Annotated in this window: 19 protein-coding genes; 7 read left to right on the top strand and 12 right to left on the bottom strand. The window is 46.3% G+C overall.

Annotated elements, in window-relative coordinates:
- Positions 1 to 115 precede the first annotated feature (115 nt).
- Positions 116 to 1,831 (bottom strand): ABC transporter ATP-binding protein, encoded by a 1,716-nt coding sequence (locus tag KI350_RS07530; RefSeq protein ID WP_212930458.1) that lies wholly within the window; start codon positions 1,829 to 1,831, stop codon positions 116 to 118.
- Positions 1,832 to 1,945: 114 nt separating this feature from the next.
- The gene (locus tag KI350_RS07525) at positions 1,946 to 2,608 is read right to left on the bottom strand and encodes a rhamnogalacturonan acetylesterase (RefSeq protein ID WP_065644409.1); all 663 of its coding nucleotides are present in this window, start codon (positions 2,606 to 2,608) and stop codon (positions 1,946 to 1,948) included.
- A gap of 319 nt (positions 2,609 to 2,927) precedes the next feature.
- On the opposite strand from KI350_RS07525, the gene bslB (KI350_RS07520) reads away from it, so the two are divergent.
- Positions 2,928 to 3,512 (top strand): biofilm surface layer hydrophobin BslB, encoded by a 585-nt coding sequence (gene bslB, locus KI350_RS07520; protein WP_065644408.1) that lies wholly within the window; start codon positions 2,928 to 2,930, stop codon positions 3,510 to 3,512.
- A 227-nt stretch (positions 3,513 to 3,739) separates the two neighbouring features.
- Complete coding sequence (gene bslB / locus KI350_RS07515; protein WP_065644407.1) at positions 3,740 to 4,213, top strand: biofilm surface layer hydrophobin BslB; 474 nt, start codon at positions 3,740 to 3,742, stop codon at positions 4,211 to 4,213.
- A gap of 41 nt (positions 4,214 to 4,254) precedes the next feature.
- Here the strand turns inward: bslB (KI350_RS07515) and KI350_RS07510 are convergent, their stop codons facing one another.
- From KI350_RS07510 to sigY, 7 genes are all read right to left on the bottom strand, one after another.
- Complete coding sequence (locus KI350_RS07510; RefSeq protein ID WP_065644406.1) at positions 4,255 to 5,484, bottom strand: multidrug effflux MFS transporter; 1,230 nt, start codon at positions 5,482 to 5,484, stop codon at positions 4,255 to 4,257.
- Between the two features lie 111 nt (positions 5,485 to 5,595).
- Positions 5,596 to 6,372: an ABC transporter permease gene (locus KI350_RS07505; protein ID WP_065644405.1), complete on the bottom strand. Its 777-nt coding sequence runs from the start codon at positions 6,370 to 6,372 to the stop codon at positions 5,596 to 5,598.
- Positions 6,369 to 7,256 (bottom strand): ABC transporter ATP-binding protein, encoded by an 888-nt coding sequence (locus KI350_RS07500; protein ID WP_065644404.1) that lies wholly within the window; start codon positions 7,254 to 7,256, stop codon positions 6,369 to 6,371. Before KI350_RS07500 ends, KI350_RS07505 begins: the two co-directional genes overlap by 4 nt.
- The gene (locus tag KI350_RS07495; RefSeq protein WP_065644403.1) at positions 7,256 to 7,468 is read right to left on the bottom strand and encodes a PLD nuclease N-terminal domain-containing protein; all 213 of its coding nucleotides are present in this window, start codon (positions 7,466 to 7,468) and stop codon (positions 7,256 to 7,258) included. Before KI350_RS07495 ends, KI350_RS07500 begins: the two co-directional genes overlap by 1 nt.
- Entirely contained in the window at positions 7,465 to 7,683 is a 219-nt protein-coding gene (locus KI350_RS07490; RefSeq protein WP_065644402.1) for a transcriptional regulator, read from the bottom strand. The genes KI350_RS07495 and KI350_RS07490 overlap by 4 nt, the downstream gene beginning before the upstream one ends.
- Positions 7,684 to 8,007, bottom strand: coding sequence for a YxlC family protein (locus tag KI350_RS07485; RefSeq protein WP_065644401.1), 324 nt, complete (start codon positions 8,005 to 8,007; stop codon positions 7,684 to 7,686).
- A complete protein-coding gene (gene sigY / locus KI350_RS07480; protein WP_065644400.1) occupies positions 8,004 to 8,537 on the bottom strand; it encodes an RNA polymerase sigma factor SigY in 534 nt (177 codons plus the stop codon). Before sigY ends, KI350_RS07485 begins: the two co-directional genes overlap by 4 nt.
- Positions 8,538 to 8,689: 152 nt before the next feature.
- On the opposite strand from sigY, the gene KI350_RS07475 reads away from it, so the two are divergent.
- The gene (locus KI350_RS07475) at positions 8,690 to 9,901 is read left to right on the top strand and encodes an MFS transporter (RefSeq protein ID WP_065644399.1); all 1,212 of its coding nucleotides are present in this window, start codon (positions 8,690 to 8,692) and stop codon (positions 9,899 to 9,901) included.
- A 19-nt stretch (positions 9,902 to 9,920) separates the two neighbouring features.
- Here the strand turns inward: KI350_RS07475 and KI350_RS07470 are convergent, their stop codons facing one another.
- Together KI350_RS07470 and KI350_RS07465 are read right to left on the bottom strand one after the other, a co-directional pair.
- Positions 9,921 to 10,352, bottom strand: a complete 432-nt coding sequence (locus tag KI350_RS07470; protein WP_065644398.1) for a hypothetical protein — start codon at positions 10,350 to 10,352, stop codon at positions 9,921 to 9,923.
- A 284-nt stretch (positions 10,353 to 10,636) separates the two neighbouring features.
- Positions 10,637 to 12,235 (bottom strand): catalase, encoded by a 1,599-nt coding sequence (locus tag KI350_RS07465; protein WP_065644397.1) that lies wholly within the window; start codon positions 12,233 to 12,235, stop codon positions 10,637 to 10,639.
- 184 nt (positions 12,236 to 12,419) lie between these two features.
- Here KI350_RS07465 and katA point away from each other — a divergent pair, with 184 nt between their 5' ends.
- The 4 genes from katA to KI350_RS07445 all read left to right on the top strand — a co-directional run bounded on the left by katA (position 12,420) and on the right by KI350_RS07445 (position 16,727).
- Positions 12,420 to 13,877 (top strand): catalase KatA, encoded by a 1,458-nt coding sequence (gene katA / locus KI350_RS07460; protein WP_023856947.1) that lies wholly within the window; start codon positions 12,420 to 12,422, stop codon positions 13,875 to 13,877.
- Positions 13,878 to 13,991: 114 nt separating this feature from the next.
- On the top strand, positions 13,992 to 14,408 hold the full coding sequence (locus KI350_RS07455; protein WP_020453429.1) for a Fur family transcriptional regulator: 417 nt from the start codon (positions 13,992 to 13,994) through the stop codon (positions 14,406 to 14,408).
- Positions 14,409 to 14,414: 6 nt separating this feature from the next.
- The gene (hemH, locus tag KI350_RS07450; RefSeq protein WP_065644396.1) at positions 14,415 to 15,368 is read left to right on the top strand and encodes a ferrochelatase; all 954 of its coding nucleotides are present in this window, start codon (positions 14,415 to 14,417) and stop codon (positions 15,366 to 15,368) included.
- A gap of 333 nt (positions 15,369 to 15,701) precedes the next feature.
- Positions 15,702 to 16,727: a pectate lyase family protein gene (locus KI350_RS07445; protein WP_065644395.1), complete on the top strand. Its 1,026-nt coding sequence runs from the start codon at positions 15,702 to 15,704 to the stop codon at positions 16,725 to 16,727.
- 37 nt (positions 16,728 to 16,764) lie between these two features.
- Here the strand turns inward: KI350_RS07445 and KI350_RS07440 are convergent, their stop codons facing one another.
- Positions 16,765 to 17,616, bottom strand: a complete 852-nt coding sequence (locus tag KI350_RS07440) for an NAD(P)H-hydrate dehydratase (RefSeq protein WP_065644394.1) — start codon at positions 17,614 to 17,616, stop codon at positions 16,765 to 16,767.
- Between the last annotated feature and the right edge of the window lie 54 nt (positions 17,617 to 17,670).

The following is a 17,670-nucleotide window of genomic DNA, read 5'->3' as shown; positions in this document are numbered from 1 at the left end:
TCGAAATCCGATATCGACAGTTTATAACGAAAGTGTAGCATCGGTTCTCTCTCTTTTCAAGGTCTTTTGCCCTTAAAAAAACAAGCCCAAACATGGGCTTGCCTGTTTCAAACATTTACGACTGATACTGTACACGATGAAGATTCGCAAAAATACCGCCGCGCTCAACCAGTTCATCATGTGTTCCTTCTTCTGCGATTCCGTTTTCTGTCACGACCACAATCCGGTCGGCATTGCGGATCGTAGCAAGTCTGTGAGCAATGACAAGCGTCGTCCTGTCTTTTGCGAGCTCTGTCAAAGCGTTTTGAATCACCTGCTCCGTCTCTGTGTCAAGTGCTGATGTGGCTTCGTCCAATATGAGAATCGGCGGATTTTTAAGAAACATCCTGGCGATTGCGATCCTTTGCTTTTGGCCCCCTGACAGCTTCAGCCCTCTTTCGCCGACTTGGGTCTCATAACCGTCCGGGAGCGACTCGATCAGCTGTTCTAAATGCGCCATTTTGGCGGCCCGCTGAATCTCTTCATCTGTCGCATCCAGTTTTCCGTAGGCGATGTTTTCGCGGAGCGTCCCCGTAAAAAGAAACACATCCTGCTGGACGATGCCGATTTGCGAACGGAGAGAACGTTTTGTCATGTCGCGAATATCGATGCCGTCAATTGTGATGGCTCCGCCGTCTATATCGTAAAAACGCGGAATCAGCGAGCTGATCGTCGTTTTGCCCGCTCCCGAAGGGCCGACAAAAGCGACCGTTTCTCCGGCTGTAATTGACAGATCGACGCCTTGCAGGACAGGTTTATGTTTTTCATAGCCGAACGTCACATTCTTGAAGACGATGTTTCCTTCCAACAGCTGAACATCAATCGCATCTTTGCGGTCGACAATCTGCGGCTTTGTATCGATCAACTCCGTAAACCGCTTAAATCCTGCCATTCCTTTCGGATAAAGCTCCAAAATGGCGCTGATTTTATCAATCGGCTTAAACAACACGTTGACATAAAGAACAAACCCGACGAATTCCCCGTAGGACATATTCCCGGAAAAACTGAGCCAAGCTCCGTACACAAGCACTGCCAGAATCATCAGCCGCGTCATCAAAAAGGTCCCCGCAGTCGTGAGAGCCATCGTTTTGTAGCCTTTCAGCTTCGCCTTGCGGAACTTTTGATTGTTCTTTAAAAACCGGGAAATCTCAAAGCGTTCATTCGTAAAAGATTGAACGACGCGAACGCCTGAGACGCTGTCCTCAACCCTGGCGTTAACATCGGCGATTTCGCTGTACATCTGGCGCCAAGCGCGGTTCATCCTGATATTTGAATAAGTGATTAAAATAATCAATAACGGCACAAACAGAACAGCAACCAAGGCAAGCTTCACATTAATCGTCAGCATGATCCAAAATGCACCGAAAAAGGTCATCACGGCGATGAACAAATCCTCCGGTCCGTGATGGGCCAGCTCTCCGATATCAAACAGATCATTTGTGATGCGGCTGATGATATGTCCAGTTTTTGTATTGTCAAAGTATCGGAAAGATTGGCGCTGTACATGTTGGAAAAGCTCCTGGCGCATATCCGTTTCAATATTGATGCCGAGCTTATGCCCGAGATAATTGACAATGTATTGCAGGCCCGTGCTGAGCAAATAAATCAGTAAGAGGCCGATGCTTACCCAGACAATTTCAAGCCAGTCTCCCTCGGGAATCAGCGTATCGATGAACCACTGAACGACTAGGGGAAAAGCCAGCTCAAGCATTGCGACGATGATCGCACTGCTGAAATCGATGAAGAACAGACGTTTATGAGGTTTATAGTATGAAAAAAAGCGGCGTATCATAAGATGATGTGCACTCCTTTTGAGAATCTTTACGAGATTGATCGTATCACAGTTTGGGATCGGAAGTGCAAAAATTTCGAAAAATAATTGAAAATTATTCTCAAGTAGATTGTTTTATAAAGGAATTCCCGTTTCTTTTGCGCCCTGTGCAACAAGCTTAGCGATTTCATTTGCCCCGTAGTCGCAAAAATGGGTGTCATCCCTTGCTCCGTCCGGATAGTTGGGGTGTTCCCCCGGTTCAAGCCATAAAAACAGCTTTTTGGAAGCTTCCGGTCCCAGCGATTCAAGCAATTGACGGCTTTTGAAGGCGAGATCGATAAGCGGCACCCGAAGCTCTTCCGCAAGCTGTATCATCGCATCAGGATAGTCGCCATGGGTATTTTTGAACCGGCCGTCGCTTTCAAATGATCTTCTCTGGACCGGTGTAATGAGGACCGGATTGGCTTTTTTTAACCGGGCGTCATCTATATACCGGCGCAAATGCTGCTTGTAAGTTGTGTATGGCTCTGTATAGCGATCATCCGGCTTTTGGTCGTTATGACCAAACTGGACAAACAAATAATCACCGCTTCGGATCTGTGTCATAATTCGCTCCAGCCTGCCTTCTTCAATAAAGCTTTTTGAGCTTCTCCCTGATGCCGCTTCATTGCGGATCAAAACACCGGCGCTTAAAAACGCGCCAATTTTCTGTCCCCAGCCTGCACGCGGCGCCCTGTCGCTATCATAATCGCAAACCGTTGAATCCCCGGCCAAAAACAACTGAACATCTCTCATCATCCAGCCCCCTCATTCCTTTTTGTTTTATATTAAAACGCCCCTCAAAGAACCGCAACCCAATATACATATTTATCCACTTTGTTCTTTATACGACTCCTTTTTATAAAAAAAGGCTATGAGTTGACAGAAAACTATCAATTTATACTAATTTTTTTTAGAAATTTATCTAAAAATATTTACTTGGCTGGTAAATGGTGATAGATTAAGTAAACAAGAAAAGGAATATAGTTGATCGCGATCTCATTTCTACCTTTTCTTGAAAATAAAAGGACGTCCTCTACTTTTTAACTTTAACATTGCATTTAGGAGGAACTTATCGATGCTTAAACGAAAATTCATTCGCAAAATCAGTGTTGGTCTATTAGCTTCTGCAGCATTGTTTTCATTTATCATTCCTACCCAAGGGGCAAATGCTCAAGAGGTGAAAACAAATCATTTTAGAGGACCGATCTTTTGTCCGCCGCCATTCAAGCCGTCACCTAAGCCGCAGCCGCCTCAAAAACCGCAGCCGGATTATCCGCAACCGGATAACCCGACTCAGAAACCTGTGCTTGAGGCAAAAACGATTAACAGCAATATAGAGTGGTCAACTTCTGACATCGAAATTACTTATAAACCAAACACTTTTGTCGGTTCAAGCTATGTTGAATTTCATTTTCCATACCGCTTTCATGCAAGCACAAGAGATACACTAAATGGAAAAACGCTTGACTATACACAAATTTTAAATGACGGACAAACGGTCCGTGTCCCTGTCTATGCTTTAAGCTCTTCTGAGTTCAAACTGGTCATGGTTCGGAAAACGCTTCCAAATGCAGGGACTCACAGAATTACTGCTGAACTGCAGCAAAATGGAAAAAACATCAACCATGCTGAAACAACTTTGGAGATTGTTCCTCGTTAAATCAATATTCGGCCTGCCGGCTTCAATTTGCCGGCAGCCGTTCTGCTGTATTTCCCTTTACATATCATGCATTTTTTAAAAGTTTTTAGAATTTTCCTCAAAAAATATTTACTTAAATGGTAAACGGTGATAGATTGATGGGGCAGGAAAAGGAATATAGTAGATGACGGACTTATTTTTTCCTTTTTCATCATTTTTTAAAAGTACTCAACGGGAGGGGTAAGTACATGTTAAAACGTAAATTTATCGGAAAAATGGGAGTCGGGCTATTAACTTCGGCAGCATTGTTTTCTTTCATTCTTCCGACCGAGGAAGCGAGCGCCACTTTTTTCAGAAACGCTCCGACGCTTCATGTCGAAACGGTTGACAGCAACAAAGAGTGGACAACCTCAGACATTGAAGTCACTTACAAACCGAACTCTTTTGTCGGTTCAAGCTATGTTGAATTTAACTTTCCATACCGCTTCCATGCGAACACAAGAGATTCGCTGAACGGCAAAACACTGAACTATACACAAATTTTAAATGACGGGCAAACCGTCAGAGTGCCGGTTTACGCTTTCAGCTCTTCTACGTTCAAACTGGTCATGGTTCGGAAAACGCTTCCAAACGCAGGAACTCACAGAGTCACCGCGGAGCTGCAAAAGTTCGGACGAAACTACAACCACGCTGAAGCTACAGTTGATATCCTGCCACGCTAAAACATTTCAGCCTGCCGGCAAAAGAACCGGCAGGCTTTTTTTCATTTAAGCGCTGCCCGCCGAACCAGCATGTTAAAACAAGCGAGCGCGCTGATATTGCAAAACAGAATGACGACTGCCATCGGTAAAGCTGTATGGCTTCCGCCAATACCGACGAGCGGCGCCGCGGCAGCTCCTAAAATAAACGGAAGCAGTCCTAAAAGCGCAGATGCGCTTCCGGCCGATTTTCCCTGGCTCTGCATCGCTAAGGATCCGCTGGTCGTCGTCACGATTCCGATGCAGGAAACCACGACAAACAGCGGAATTAAAATCAGAATCAGCGGTGCTTTGAAAAAGACAGAAACAAATAAAACAACGCTTGCGGTAAAAGACAGCAGCAAACCGCTCCGCAAAAGGGAAGCTTCGCCGAACCGGCCGGCAAGCCTGCCCGTAATCTGGGCTGCGATAATGATGCCCAAACCGTTTAATGCGAAACAAAAACTAAAGGCTTGCGCCGACAATTTGTAAATGTCCTGCAAAACAAACGGAGAGGCCGATATATAGCCGAACATCCCCGCTACGATCAGCCCTTGCGCCAAAGCGTATCCCATAAATGTGCGCTGGCCGAAGAGCCTTCCAAATGATACAAACGTCTCTTTGAACCCGCCTGCCGTGCGGTTTTCCGGAGACAGTGATTCTTTAACTCCGAATATAACGGACAAAATCATCAGTAAACCAAAAAGGCCGATAATGAAAAATACGCCGTTCCAAGTCGTCCATTTCATCAGCTGGCCGCCCGCTACCGGGGATATGATAGGCGCAATCCCATTAACCAGCATCAAGAGCGAAAAGAACTTTGTCAATTCTGTACCAGAATATAGATCACGAGCAATCGCGCGTGATATGACAATGCCGCCTGCACCCGCTGCACCTTGAATAAAGCGCATCGCAATCAAGACCCATACAGAGGATGTCATAGCACATAAAAATGAGGCCGCGGCAAAAACGGACAGCGAAACGATCAGCGGGAGCCTTCTTCCAAGGACATCGCTGAAAGGACCGATGACAATTTGGCCGATTGCCAGCCCCAGTAAACACGATGTTAAACTGAGCTGAACGACGGAAGCATTCGTATGTAAATCAGATGCCATCTGCGGAAGGCCGGGCAAATATAAATCGATCACAACCGGACCGATTCCCGATAAAATACCCAATATGACAGCGATCCATACCCTGTTCGGCTTAGCTTTTGACTGAGCCGCAAGATCTGCCTGGCTGTTAAACGCACCCATTGGATCACTCCTTTTTTTATATTCTTACATACCGCCCTCAGAACCTACCAGTGTATTGTATACCTTAAGTTATGTAGATGACAATCAGAAAAACCGGGCGAGCCCGGCTGATTAGTAAGATTCATATCTTTTAAAAACAAAAACGGTGCACATGAACAAAAGAAGCACAATTCCCAAAGACGAAAACACCATCCAGCCGAAAGCATTATCCCATGAACCATGCATGATAAAATAGTCAGCCTGGCTTTTCGCCTTATCAGGCATCCATTCGGTAAAACGGGGAAATAAGGAACCCGCCAGTGAAACGAAGGCGATGAAACTGATGCTCATGCCGGCAATCCCCCCGATACGGCGAAACAGGGCACCGAAAAACATCGTGACCGACATGACAAATACAATCCATATACTGTACACGAATAAACTAAATAAGAACCGGTTAATTTCAACCTTGCCGAATAGAAGGTTTGTATAATAAAAAGCTAACCCGTAGCTCACAGCAAACGAAACCAATACGAGCAGCACCTGCTGAAGCCACTTGCTGCCGATATACTGCAGCGGGCTGACAGGTCTCGCCATCACCAATGAAAGGGATCCTTGGTTTCGTTCGTGGACAATGCTGCCCATCACACTCAAAACGAAAATTGCCGTACCGACCGTGCCGAACTGGGACAAGGTGCTCGCCATTACCTCTTCACCTCTCGGCCTTGGTATATCGATCACGGCTCCCTCAGGCAAATTCCCGGCCATATCGAGAATTTGGGGCATATAATACAGGCTGAGCGGCTGAATCAAGCCCAGAAGGATCAGAATGACTGGCAGCCAAAGCAGCTTTCCGTCCCTCCAGCTTTCCGTCCATTCTTTTTGAAATAACATAAAAAATGAATTCATAACCCCATCACCTTCAAATACATATCTTCCAACGACATCGTTTTTTGTTCAAAACGAACAATCGATACTTGTCTGCTCAAGCATTCAGCCAACAGTCGGCGGCTGTCAGACCGATCTGTTAAATAAAATTCAGCTTGTGAGGGCTTATGATACACGACTTTGCTGACATAAGGCAGGTGTTCCAGCCATCCTTCAAGGCTCTCTTCAGCTGCCAGGATATAAGATGGCTTGAAATGCCGGTTCTTCAATCTGTGAAGCGGACCAGACCATTTGACAGCCCCTTCTTTCAGCATGATCACTTGATCGCACACCTCTTCGGCATCATGCAGCACATGAGTCGAAAATAGGATTGTCATCTTCTTTTTTAAATCTTTCATCATATCAAGCACTTCACGCCGCCCCGCCGGATCGAGGGCAGAAACAGGTTCATCCAAAATCAACAGGCTCGGCTCATGAACCAAAGCCTGCGCAAGCCCGAGCCTTTGCTTCATTCCTCCTGAAAAACCGCCGATTTTCCGATCTTCTTCCTTTTCCAGACCGACATAGCGCAAAGCGGTTCGACTCTTTTCCAGGGCTTCACGACGTTTCATTTTAGAAAGTCTTGCAGCGAACACCATATATTCCAAAGCTGTCATCCATGAAAAAAACGCAGGATGCTGAGGCAAATATCCGATTTCCAGCCTGTTTATCGATTCCCTCCCCAAAAAGCGGATGCCTCCTGATGTAGGCGCCAATAAACCGGAAAGCATTTGCAATGTCGTCGTTTTTCCCGCTCCGTTCGGCCCGAGAAGAGCAACGCATTGCTGATATTCAAGGTCGAAGCTGACATTTCGGACAGCTTGGTGCTGCTGATACATTTTTGTTAAACCATTGACGGACAGCATCACACCCGCCTCCTCTCATATGTTTTTTTACCGATAATAAAGTAAGAGACGGGACCGACAAAACTGATCCCGAAAATGATCAAAATCCACATCCACTTTGGGCCATTCGTTTTCTCCTGTTTCATGCAACTGATCAATGCGGAGACCGCTAAAATGAAATACAGCACAATGAAAGGAGCGAGCAGCGCCCAAGGTATATCTGTTTCAGTCATGATGACGGCCTCCTTTTCTTATGAAACGGCCTTACAACAAATAAATAATAGAATAATAAAGGCATCGGTATTTGGATCAAGCCCCATATGCCCCAAAACCACGCATTGGCTCCTTTTTTCTTCGCATGAAGAAATAGAAAGATACTCTGCGCAAATAAAAGCGGTGAAATGTAAAGCAGCAGCAGCAGTTTTTCCTGAGTCATATCAAGATTCATTTAATCAGCCTCCCCGTCAGCCGCACGCCGCCTTTTTTCTAATAGGGCGAGCGCCGGCAGAAATATAAGCGCCGCACCCTGCACCATGATAAAAACAGCCGGCACTTGAACGGAAATCGTCAAGTAAGCCGATAAAATCGCCAGCGCTATGACGATAAAACAAAGCAATTCCTTTTTGAGCGCCCGCTTGCGTTCTTGCTTAAACCGCGCTAAGCGCTGATTCAGTTCAAATACTTGAGGAACCGGCGGCACAAAGTTATCATCCATTCTTTCGAGTTCGCGTTTCAACTGTGTAACCGTTTCTTTTTCTTCTCGGTCATTCACTGCCCCCACTCCTTTCGAATCTTCTTTAATCCATGATGCACGCGCGATTTGACGGTACCTTCTTTTATTTTCAGCATGTTTGCCACTTCAGGGTAAGTAAACCCGTAATAGTGCCTTAACAAGATTGGCATTCTGAACTCAGGCTCAAGAGCAGCAAAAAGCTCCAAGCATTCGCTCCATTCGTGACCGTGAAGGGCGGACTTCCATTTCATTTTTCGCAAGGCTTCCTCTCCTGCTGCTTTCGTTTTGCGATTTTCGCGTTTTTTCCGGCGCTGATGGTCGATAAACAGCCGGGAAGCAATTGAAATCAGCCATGTTGAAAATTTCGCGTTGCCTTGAAATTGATGGAGGCTGACATACGCTTTCAGCATCGTTTCCTGGACCAAGTCCTCTGTGAGATCAGGGTTCAGCGTTAATTTCAGAACATATTGATATACAAAGGGGTAATGAAGCTGAAACAGTTTCGTAAAAGCCGCATCTTCCCCGTCTTTTGCCTGTATGATCAGTTCTTTTTCATCTGCTTGATCCACTAAAACGCCAACCCCCTTTCTTTTTGTCTCTGTATCTAGGACGACGGCTGCAAGCAAACCGTTCAATTGTATTTCAATAAGATAAAAATCGTCTTGTTTTCCGACAGGGGTTTATGATGTACTGGAATTTAAAGGGGTGTGAGTAAAAAGGGATGGAACTGCAAAAACAAATCGTCTATGAAGAAAAACAAATTTTAAGGAAAGATCATATCATCTTTTGGGGTGCCGTCTTTTGTTTATGGTTTGCTACATACATCTATGTCCCTGTTTTCGGATTATATTTAGACAACATCGGATTTTCATATTCAGCGATAGGAATCATACTCGGAAGCTACGGCGTCACCCAGATATTACTGCGGTTTCCGTTCGGCATCCTGTCAGATGTTCTTTCGCCGCTTAGAAAACAGCTGTTGATCAGCGGCTTTGCAATGTCTCTGTTGAGCTGCTGCATATTTCTGTTGTTCGATTCGTTCATCATGGTGATCACGGCCAGACTGCTCGCCGGTATGACTGCGGCGATGTGGGTGATGGCAACCGTTTTATACTCGCAGTATTTCACAAAAGATCAATCGTCAAAAGCGATGGGCATTCTGCAGTTTTTAACGGTTCTCCCCCAATTTGTCAGCATGGCTGTCAGCGGATACCTCGTCCATTTGTTCGGCTGGATGTTTCCGTTTTGGATCGGTGTTGCCGTTTCGTGCATCGGGCTGATTCTGTCATTTTACATTAAAGATAACGGGCCCGGCCATACGGTCAAGGGGATGGCTTTGTCAGACTATGTTAAACAGACGTTGCGCCTTTCTGATTTAAAAGCGATTACAACATTATCGTTTTTAGCCCACGCCGTGCTATTTATGACTGTGTTCGGGTTCACGCCGATTTACGCGGAATCGGTCGGCATCGATGAGAAGCAGCTGATTTGGATCATGTGCGCTTTTTTTGTTCCGCAAACGCTGGCTTCCGTGTGGTGTATCTTTTACAAAGTCAAGGCCGCCGATGCACTGATATGGATATCTTATGTGATAACGGCTGTTTTCTTTTCCTTGCTGCCGTTCGCCGAGACTCTTTTCGCGGTGTGTGTGATCCACGCCGTGACAGGACTGACATTGGGATTTATTTTTCCGCTTTTGGTCAGCAAAGTCGTCCAGCTTGGTACGCCTCAGCTCAAAATGTCTGTGATGGGGTTCTATCAATCTTTTTATGCGCTCGGTTTTTTTCTCGGACCGGTTGTGGCGGGAAAAACGGCTGAACTGTTCGGGCTGCGGGAGGTGTTTTGGTTTGCCGGGGCTTTGTCATTGGCAGGGGCAGGAGTGATGCTCGTTTCAAAGCAGTTTTCGATACGTACAAAAAGCAGGCGGGGATGATGCCTGCTTTTTTCTTTGCTCAATAAGATATTTTAGCAGAACCGGCAGGATACCAATTGCCATTCTGCGCTTTTGCCCATCCGTAAACCATATCGCCTGAATTGACCTTTTCTCTGATCAGCTCAAGCCTTTCGCTTGAATTTGCCTCATACCTGCTTCCCGTTTTCGCCGGTACTTTCACAGATAAAATGTTGTCCTTTAATGTATCAGGCTCCTCATCAGTGCTTGTCCATGCGACTCTTTCATAATAAGTCTGATTAAACGGACTCTCCAATCCTTTAATATAAAAGCGAACTGTTTTGCCAACCACCTTGACATCTGTATATGCCGTGCTGTAGGGCTGAATCGATTCCTGAGAAATTGACTTTCCGTATGCCAAAACAGACGTTCCGCCTGCGCCGCAAAGCATGATTCCCAACATGAAAACGACCGCTGCCAACTTTTTCAACATGAAAACGCCTCCCTTTTTTCAATTTTTTGCACATGTTTAATTTTACCATATTTTCCGTTTGCTTCTTTGCTGTAGGTTTGTACATTTATTGAATATAGGAAAATATCAGTTAAAGAGCTGTTCGTTATTTTCTCGACAAATGGGAGCGAACACCCTAAGCCTCTTTTTGTATTCTTCTTTTCCCTCCACGACTGAACCAATTGTCTCCATTATTCCAAAATAAAAAGGATACGCTGAAGCGCATCCATATCTTAATATCAATTTGAATAGACAATGAAGATCCTTTAATAAGGATCTTCACTATGCCCTTTTTCTTCCGCTTGTCTCGGCGCATCTTCGGCGCCTTCTGCCCCGATCGGCTCCCGGCTGGATGTATTTTGGCTGGAAGCGTTTTTTAATCCTTCCTCGACCCTGCTTCCATATTCTTTGTCGCATTGCTTCAGCATCTCGATCATTTTCGTTTGAATTCTTTGATCGCATGGGGCAAGTGTATTGACCAGATTCGTAATCAACTCGTCCTTTTCCCAATCTTCGAAATGCCTGTACGTGTCCCCGGCCTGCTTGAAATTATTCTGCCTTTCGATACTTTCGCGCACCAGATTTCCTTCGACATGCGGAGTATATTCTTTGCCATCCTGCTTCGCTTCTTTCAGCCCGTTGATGGTTGAAGGTTCATAGTTGAAGTGCGGGCTTTGATTTTTGCCTAAATCGACCTTGTACTGCATCTGGCCGCCCCGCTGATTGGTTGCCACCCTTTTTTTCGGCGCATTGATCGGCAGTTGCAGATAGTTGGCTCCCACTCTGTAGCGCTGTGTATCCGAGTAGGAAAACGTACGTCCCTGAAGCATTTTGTCATCGGAAAAATCAAGCCCGTCGACAAGAACCCCTGTTCCGAATGCCGCTTGTTCGACTTCTGTAAAGTAGTCTTCCGGATTTTTGTCTAATACCATTTTGCCGACAGGAAGCCAAGGAAATTGATCCTCAGGCCATAGCTTCGTATCGTCAAGCGGATCAAAATCAAGTTCAGGATGCTCATCATCGCTCATGATTTGAACGAACAACTCCCACTCGGGATAGTCTCCCCGCTCAATCGCTTCGTATAAATCTTGTGTGGCGTGATTGAAGTTCTTCGCCTGAATTTCTTCCGCCTCTTTTTGCGTCAAGTTTTTTATGCCCTGCTTCGGTTCCCAGTGATACTTCACAAGGACGGCTTCTCCTTCTTGGTTTACCCATTTGTACGTGTTGACACCGGACCCCTGCATCTGCCGGTAGTTTGCCGGAATGCCCCAAGGAGAAAACAAAAATGTGATCATGTGCATGGCTTCAGGCGTGTTGGAAATGAAGTCAAAGATTCTTTCGCCATCCTGCAAATTCGTAACCGGGTCCGGCTTAAATGCATGGATTAAATCAGGAAACTTCACCGCATCGCGGATAAAGAAGATCTTCAAGTTGTTTCCGACTAGATCCCAGTTCCCGTCCTCCGTGTAAAACTTAACGGCAAATCCGCGGGGATCGCGAAGCGTTTCCGGTGAAGATATCCCGTGGGTCACCGTCGAAAAACGGACAAACACCGGGGTTCTCTTCCCTTTTTCCTGAAACAGTTTTGCTCTCGTATATTTTGAGACCGGCTCATCGCCTGCTGTTCCATAAGCTTCAAAATAGCCGTGCGCTCCGGCCCCCCTGGCATGGACGACCCGTTCGGGAACCCTCTCCCTGTCAAAGTGGCTGATCTTCTCCAAGAAATCATAGTTCTCCAATGTGGAAGGCCCCCGGTTGCCCACGGTCCTGATATGCTGATTGTTTGTGATCGGGTGGCCCTGCCGGTTCGTTAACGTCTCATCCGTCTCCATGTCAGATTTCTGCTCGTTTGAATGCTGATCCATCTCCGTACCTCCTTTATTTGGAATTAATAATAACTTATCCCAAATGAAGGGAGTTATTCAGTTTTAATATATTTAATCAACGATAATGAATTTTTCTTTATAATTATTATAAATAAATATTGTTTTTTTCTTGAGAAATGTTATCATTATTTTGTAATTAAAATTTACGCGAGGTGATCCTTTGATGACGACAAATAAAAACAACCTAACAACCAGCTGGGGCGCTCCCGTTGGAGACAACCAAAACTCAATGACAGCTGGTTCACGCGGACCGACGCTGATTCAGGACGTCCACTTGCTCGAAAAGCTCGCCCACTTCAACAGAGAGCGTGTGCCTGAACGAGTTGTGCATGCAAAAGGCGCCGGTGCGCACGGTTACTTTGAAGTCACAAATGACGTTTCCAAATATACAAAAGCCAAATTTTTATCAGAAGTCGGAAAACGCACACCGTTATTCGTCCGTTTTTCCACTGTTGCAGGCGAAAACGGTTCAGCCGATTCCGTCCGCGACCCGCGCGGATTTGCTGTTAAATTTTATACAGAGGAAGGGAACTATGATCTCGTCGGAAACAACACACCTGTTTTCTTTATTCGCGATGCGATTAAATTCCCTGATTTCATTCATACACAAAAGCGCCATCCGGTCACACATTTGAAAAACCCGGATGCCGTATGGGATTTTTGGTCATTGTCTCCAGAGTCCCTTCACCAGGTGACCATCCTGATGTCTGACAGAGGCATCCCCGCCACTTACCGGCACATGCACGGTTTCGGTTCCCACACATTCAAATGGGTGAATGCCGAAGGAGAAGGCGTCTGGATCAAATACCACTTCAAAACAGAACAAGGCATTAAAAACCTGACCGAAGAAGTGGGGACAAAGATTGCAGGTGAAAACCCCGATTATCATACACAGGACTTGTATGAGGCGATTGAAAAAGGAGACTTCCCGGCATGGAAGCTGTACGTTCAAATCATGCCGCTGGAGGATGCGGATACGTACCGTTTTGATCCGTTCGATGTTACAAAAGTATGGTCGCAAAAAGATTATCCGCTGATTGAAGTCGGCCGCATGGTTCTAAACCGCAATCCGGAAAACTATTTCGCAGAGGTTGAACAAGCTACATTCTCCCCTGGAACATTGGTGCCCGGCATTGAACCGTCTCCCGACAAAATGCTCCAGGGACGCCTGTTCGCATATGCGGATGCGCACCGCTACCGCGTCGGCGCAAACCATAACAGCCTGCCGATCAACCGTCCGAAAGCGGACGTCCATAATTATCAAAGAGACGGACAAATGCGCTTTGATTCAAACGGCGGGGGCTCTGTCTACTATGAACCGAACAGCTTCGGAGGCCCTCAGGAATCTCCTGAAAACAAAACAACGGCTTATCCGGTGTCTGGTTCGGCGGACAGCACTTCTTACGACCATAACGACCACTACACACAGGCTGGCGATCTTTACCGCCTCTTGAGCGAAGAAGAGCGGACTCGTCTTGTCAGCAATATCGTAGGTTCGATGAAGCAGGTGACAAAAGACGAAATCAAGCTTCGGCAAATTCAGCATTTCTATAAAGCAGATCCGGAGTACGGCACACGAGTTGCCGAAGGATTGGGCTTGTCCGTTCCGCAGGAAGTTTAAGGCTAAATCACAATCATTCTCAATGAATATTCTCATTTTCTCAGGTACAGGCACCCGTCTTCTTAAGCATGCGGGTGCCTGACCTTAATCAAAGAACGACAGGGGATGTTACGTGTGGAAGACGAACAGCTCGTCCCTTTCTTAAAGAAGCGGGGTTTACGAATAACGGCTCAGCGCGTCCTGATTTTAAAAACGATTGCTTCTCTGGGCGGCCACCCATCGGCGGAAGACATTCACCGGGAATTGCCGTACATGAGTCTCCCGACAATCTACAGCAACTTGAAATTATTTGTGAAGCTCGGCATTTTAAAAGAGCTGTCCCACGGAGACGCAAAAAGCAAATATGAATTATTTACATCAGAGCACTATCATGTTGTCTGTAAATCATGCGGAAAAATCGCTGATCTGGACTATCCTCACCTCAAAGAGGTTGAGCATGCAGCAGCACAATTGACGAACTTTAAAGTGAACTCGCATTATTTAGGGATTTACGGAATCTGTACAACATGCCAAGAACAGCAGCAGAGGTGAAGACATATGAACCGAAAAAAAGTCGGCCTGTTAGTCATGGCATACGGAACCCCTTATCAGGAAGAAGATATCATTCCGTATTACACGCATATCCGTCATGGAAAACGGCCGTCCGATGATATGATTGAAGACTTGAAAAAACGCTACAAGCATATCGGCGGAATCTCTCCGCTCGCGGAAATTACGCTCGCTCAGGCAAAAGAGCTGGAAAAAACGTTGAACGAGCGCCAAGATGAGGTCGAATACGTGATGTATCTCGGCTTAAAACACATCTCTCCGTTTATCGAGGATGCGGTTGAACAAATGAAAAAAGACCAAATTGAAGCGGCCGTTTCCGTCGTCTTAGCTCCCCACTATTCCACCTTCAGTACCGAAGTATACAATCGGCGCGCCAAACAGGCCGCAGCAGCAATCGGCGGCCCCCGGATCGCATCGATTGACGAATGGTACCAGGAAGAAGGCTTTATTCGCTATTGGTCTGAAGAAATCGGCAGCATTTTAAACGGCATGTCTGAAAAAGAACGAAAAAAAGCGGTTCTTGTATGCTCAGCACACAGCCTGCCGGAAAAAATCAAGGAGCATGGAGATCCATACCCGGATCAACTCGAGAAAACGGCCCAACTAATCGGAGAACAACTGTCGTTTGACCAGATCGCCGTAGGCTGGCAAAGTGAGGGCAACACACCCGATCCGTGGCTTGGTCCGGATGTCCAAGACTTAACAAAAGAACTGTATCAGGAAGGCTTCCGGTCATTTATTTACGCACCGGTCGGATTTGTCTCTGACCACTTGGAAGTGCTGTATGACAACGACTATGAGTGTAAAGCGGTTACGGACGAGCTTGGCGCAAGCTATCACCGTCCGCCTATGCCGAACACCGATCCGCGCTTCATCGATACGCTTGCCGCAGTCGTTGAGCGAACATACAACAGCACAGAACAGGAGAAAGCAGAGCTGTAGATCGCTCCGAAAAATGAAAAACTGAAGAAAACATCATTTAGAATCAGAATCTGTGGATTTTCATTTCCATAGATTCTTTTTTTTGCACCATTATGATGAAAGACCTTTATCTAAATGCGCTTATTCTCAGATTCGTGTCATTTGGCATAATCACCAGCTTATGCGCAAATCCAACTCACATCATGATTATTCAGATCATTCAGAAACATATGCTATGCTCTCTCTGATTCCAATAAAAGGGAGGGATAACCAGTGTCCATCACTCGGTATCCGCCATAATTGTAAGCGCTTCCTATGCAGCGGCGGCATGAAAAAAGAAGAGGAGGAATTCATATGAAGAAATTAATCAGCATCATCTTTATCTTTGTATTAGGGGTTATCGGGTCTTTGACAGCGGCGGTTTCGGCAGAAGCAGCTTCTTCGTTCAGCTCGGGCAAAGTCAATCCGCTTGCCGATTTCAGCTTAAAAGGCTTCGCGACACTAAACGGCGGAACAACAGGCGGAGAAGGCGGTCAGACGGTAACCGTCACAACGGGAGATCAGCTGATTGCGGCATTAAAAAATAAGAATGCAAATACGCCTTTAAAAATTTATGTCAACGGCACCATTACAACTTCAAATACATCCGCATCAAAGATTGACGTCAAAGACGTGTCAAACGTATCGATTGTCGGGTCAGGGACCAAAGGCGAACTCAAAGGTATTGGCATCAAAATATGGCGCGCCAACAACATCATCATCCGCAACTTAAAAATTCATGAAGTAGCCTCAGGCGATAAAGACGCGATCGGCCTTGAAGGCCCTTCTAAAAACATTTGGGTTGATCATAATGAGCTTTACCACAGCCTGAACGTTGACAAAGATTACTATGACGGATTATTTGACGTCAAAAGAGATGCGGAATATATTACATTCTCTTGGAACTATGTCCACGATGGGTGGAAATCCATGCTGATGGGCTCATCGGACAGCGACAATTACAACAGGACGATTACATTCCACCATAACTGGTTTGAGAATCTGAATTCGCGTGTGCCGTCATTCCGTTTCGGAGAGGGCCATATTTACAACAACTATTACAATAAGATCATCGACAGCGGCATTAATTCGAGGATGGGCGCGCGCATCAAAATTGAGAACAACCTCTTTGAAAACGCCAAAGATCCGATTGTCTCTTGGTACAGCAGTTCACCAGGCTATTGGCATGTATCCAACAACAAATTTGTAAACTCTAGGGGCAGCATGCCGACTACCTCTACTACAACCTATAATCCGCCATACAGCTACTCACTCGACAATGTCGACAATGTAAAATCAATTGTCAAGCAAAATGCCGGAGTCGGCAAAGTCAATCCATAAACTTTGAGGTGAAACGTTCGGAGGCATTTCGAGCGTTTCACTCATTTCCATCCTCATACGCTTTCCAAACCGTAGGCAGCAGATCGGAAAGTTCATGCGCAAGAAGCGTATGAGCCGATCTGGTCTTTGTCCATGCGTCCGCACATGCGCCGTGCAAGTGGACAGCATTCAGCACCGCTTCTCTCGGATTCTCATGACAGCACAGCATCCCGAGAAGCATCCCGGTTAACGTATCTCCGGTTCCTCCCTTTGCCAGCGCCCCGTTTCCCGTTACATTCCTCCAGCACTTGCCGTCCGGGAAAGCAATGATCGTTTCATGGCCTTTCAAGACAAGAGTCACACCGTGTTCCTCTGCATAATCTCGAGCATAACCGGCTCGGTTCGCCTCAATTTCTTGAATGGACAAGCCTGTCATTCTCGAAAATTCGCCCGGATGCGGCGTTAATATCACCGGCGCTTCCCGTTCTTGGTACGATCGTTTTGCAAGAGCACCCGCATCAAGGACAACCGGGCAGCCTTTTTCCAATACGTTCCGGACCGCTTGATCAGTCACTTGCGAAGACGGCAGCCCCGGCCCGATCGCAATCGCCCGGTAAGATTCGGCAATCTCGCCGGACGCCGCCTTTTCTAAGCCGTCCCGCCAATACGTCGCTTCAGGGAGAACGGGGACGATCAACGGAATCGCACTTCCGCACGTTCCGATGACAAGCTTTCCAAGACCGCTCCGCATCGCCCCGATTCCTGCAAGGAGAGCCGCTCCCGGCATGTCATCGCTTCCCGCGAGCAAAAGGCCGGTTCCATAAGTTCCTTTATGACTTCCATTCCCCCTTTTCGGCAATGAGCCCTTCACGCAGTCTTTCGTCCATATCGGCAATTGTTCTGCAGACATCCGGATCACACCTTTCAATACAAAGTTTAAACAAACGTTTAATTAAATTCTAAC

Origin of the sequence: Bacillus sp. J41TS8, assembly GCF_018333035.1 — a bacterium.
GTDB lineage: Bacteria > Bacillota > Bacilli > Bacillales > Bacillaceae > Bacillus > Bacillus paralicheniformis.
The sequence above is the reverse complement of the archived record's forward strand: the minus strand, read 5'-3'. Positions and strand labels throughout refer to the sequence as shown.

Excerpts from the sequence above, each read along its gene's own strand:
- KI350_RS07530 (WP_212930458.1), bottom strand. The coding sequence starts at position 1,831 with ATGATACGCCGCTTTTTTTCATACTATAAACCTCATAAACGTCTGTTC.
- KI350_RS07525 (WP_065644409.1), bottom strand. The coding sequence starts at position 2,608 with ATGATGAGAGATGTTCAGTTGTTTTTGGCCGGGGATTCAACGGTTTGC.
- bslB (WP_065644408.1), top strand. The coding sequence starts at position 2,928 with ATGCTTAAACGAAAATTCATTCGCAAAATCAGTGTTGGTCTATTAGCT.
- bslB (WP_065644407.1), top strand. The coding sequence starts at position 3,740 with ATGTTAAAACGTAAATTTATCGGAAAAATGGGAGTCGGGCTATTAACT.
- KI350_RS07510 (WP_065644406.1), bottom strand. The coding sequence starts at position 5,484 with ATGGGTGCGTTTAACAGCCAGGCAGATCTTGCGGCTCAGTCAAAAGCT.
- KI350_RS07505 (WP_065644405.1), bottom strand. The coding sequence starts at position 6,372 with ATGAATTCATTTTTTATGTTATTTCAAAAAGAATGGACGGAAAGCTGG.
- KI350_RS07500 (WP_065644404.1), bottom strand. The coding sequence starts at position 7,256 with ATGCTGTCCGTCAATGGTTTAACAAAAATGTATCAGCAGCACCAAGCT.
- KI350_RS07495 (WP_065644403.1), bottom strand. The coding sequence starts at position 7,468 with ATGACTGAAACAGATATACCTTGGGCGCTGCTCGCTCCTTTCATTGTG.
- KI350_RS07490 (WP_065644402.1), bottom strand. The coding sequence starts at position 7,683 with ATGAATCTTGATATGACTCAGGAAAAACTGCTGCTGCTGCTTTACATT.
- KI350_RS07475 (WP_065644399.1), top strand. The coding sequence starts at position 8,690 with ATGGAACTGCAAAAACAAATCGTCTATGAAGAAAAACAAATTTTAAGG.
- KI350_RS07470 (WP_065644398.1), bottom strand. The coding sequence starts at position 10,352 with ATGTTGAAAAAGTTGGCAGCGGTCGTTTTCATGTTGGGAATCATGCTT.
- KI350_RS07465 (WP_065644397.1), bottom strand. The coding sequence starts at position 12,235 with ATGGATCAGCATTCAAACGAGCAGAAATCTGACATGGAGACGGATGAG.
- katA (WP_023856947.1), top strand. The coding sequence starts at position 12,420 with ATGACGACAAATAAAAACAACCTAACAACCAGCTGGGGCGCTCCCGTT.
- hemH (WP_065644396.1), top strand. The coding sequence starts at position 14,415 with ATGAACCGAAAAAAAGTCGGCCTGTTAGTCATGGCATACGGAACCCCT.
- KI350_RS07445 (WP_065644395.1), top strand. The coding sequence starts at position 15,702 with ATGAAGAAATTAATCAGCATCATCTTTATCTTTGTATTAGGGGTTATC.
- KI350_RS07440 (WP_065644394.1), bottom strand. The coding sequence starts at position 17,616 with ATGTCTGCAGAACAATTGCCGATATGGACGAAAGACTGCGTGAAGGGC.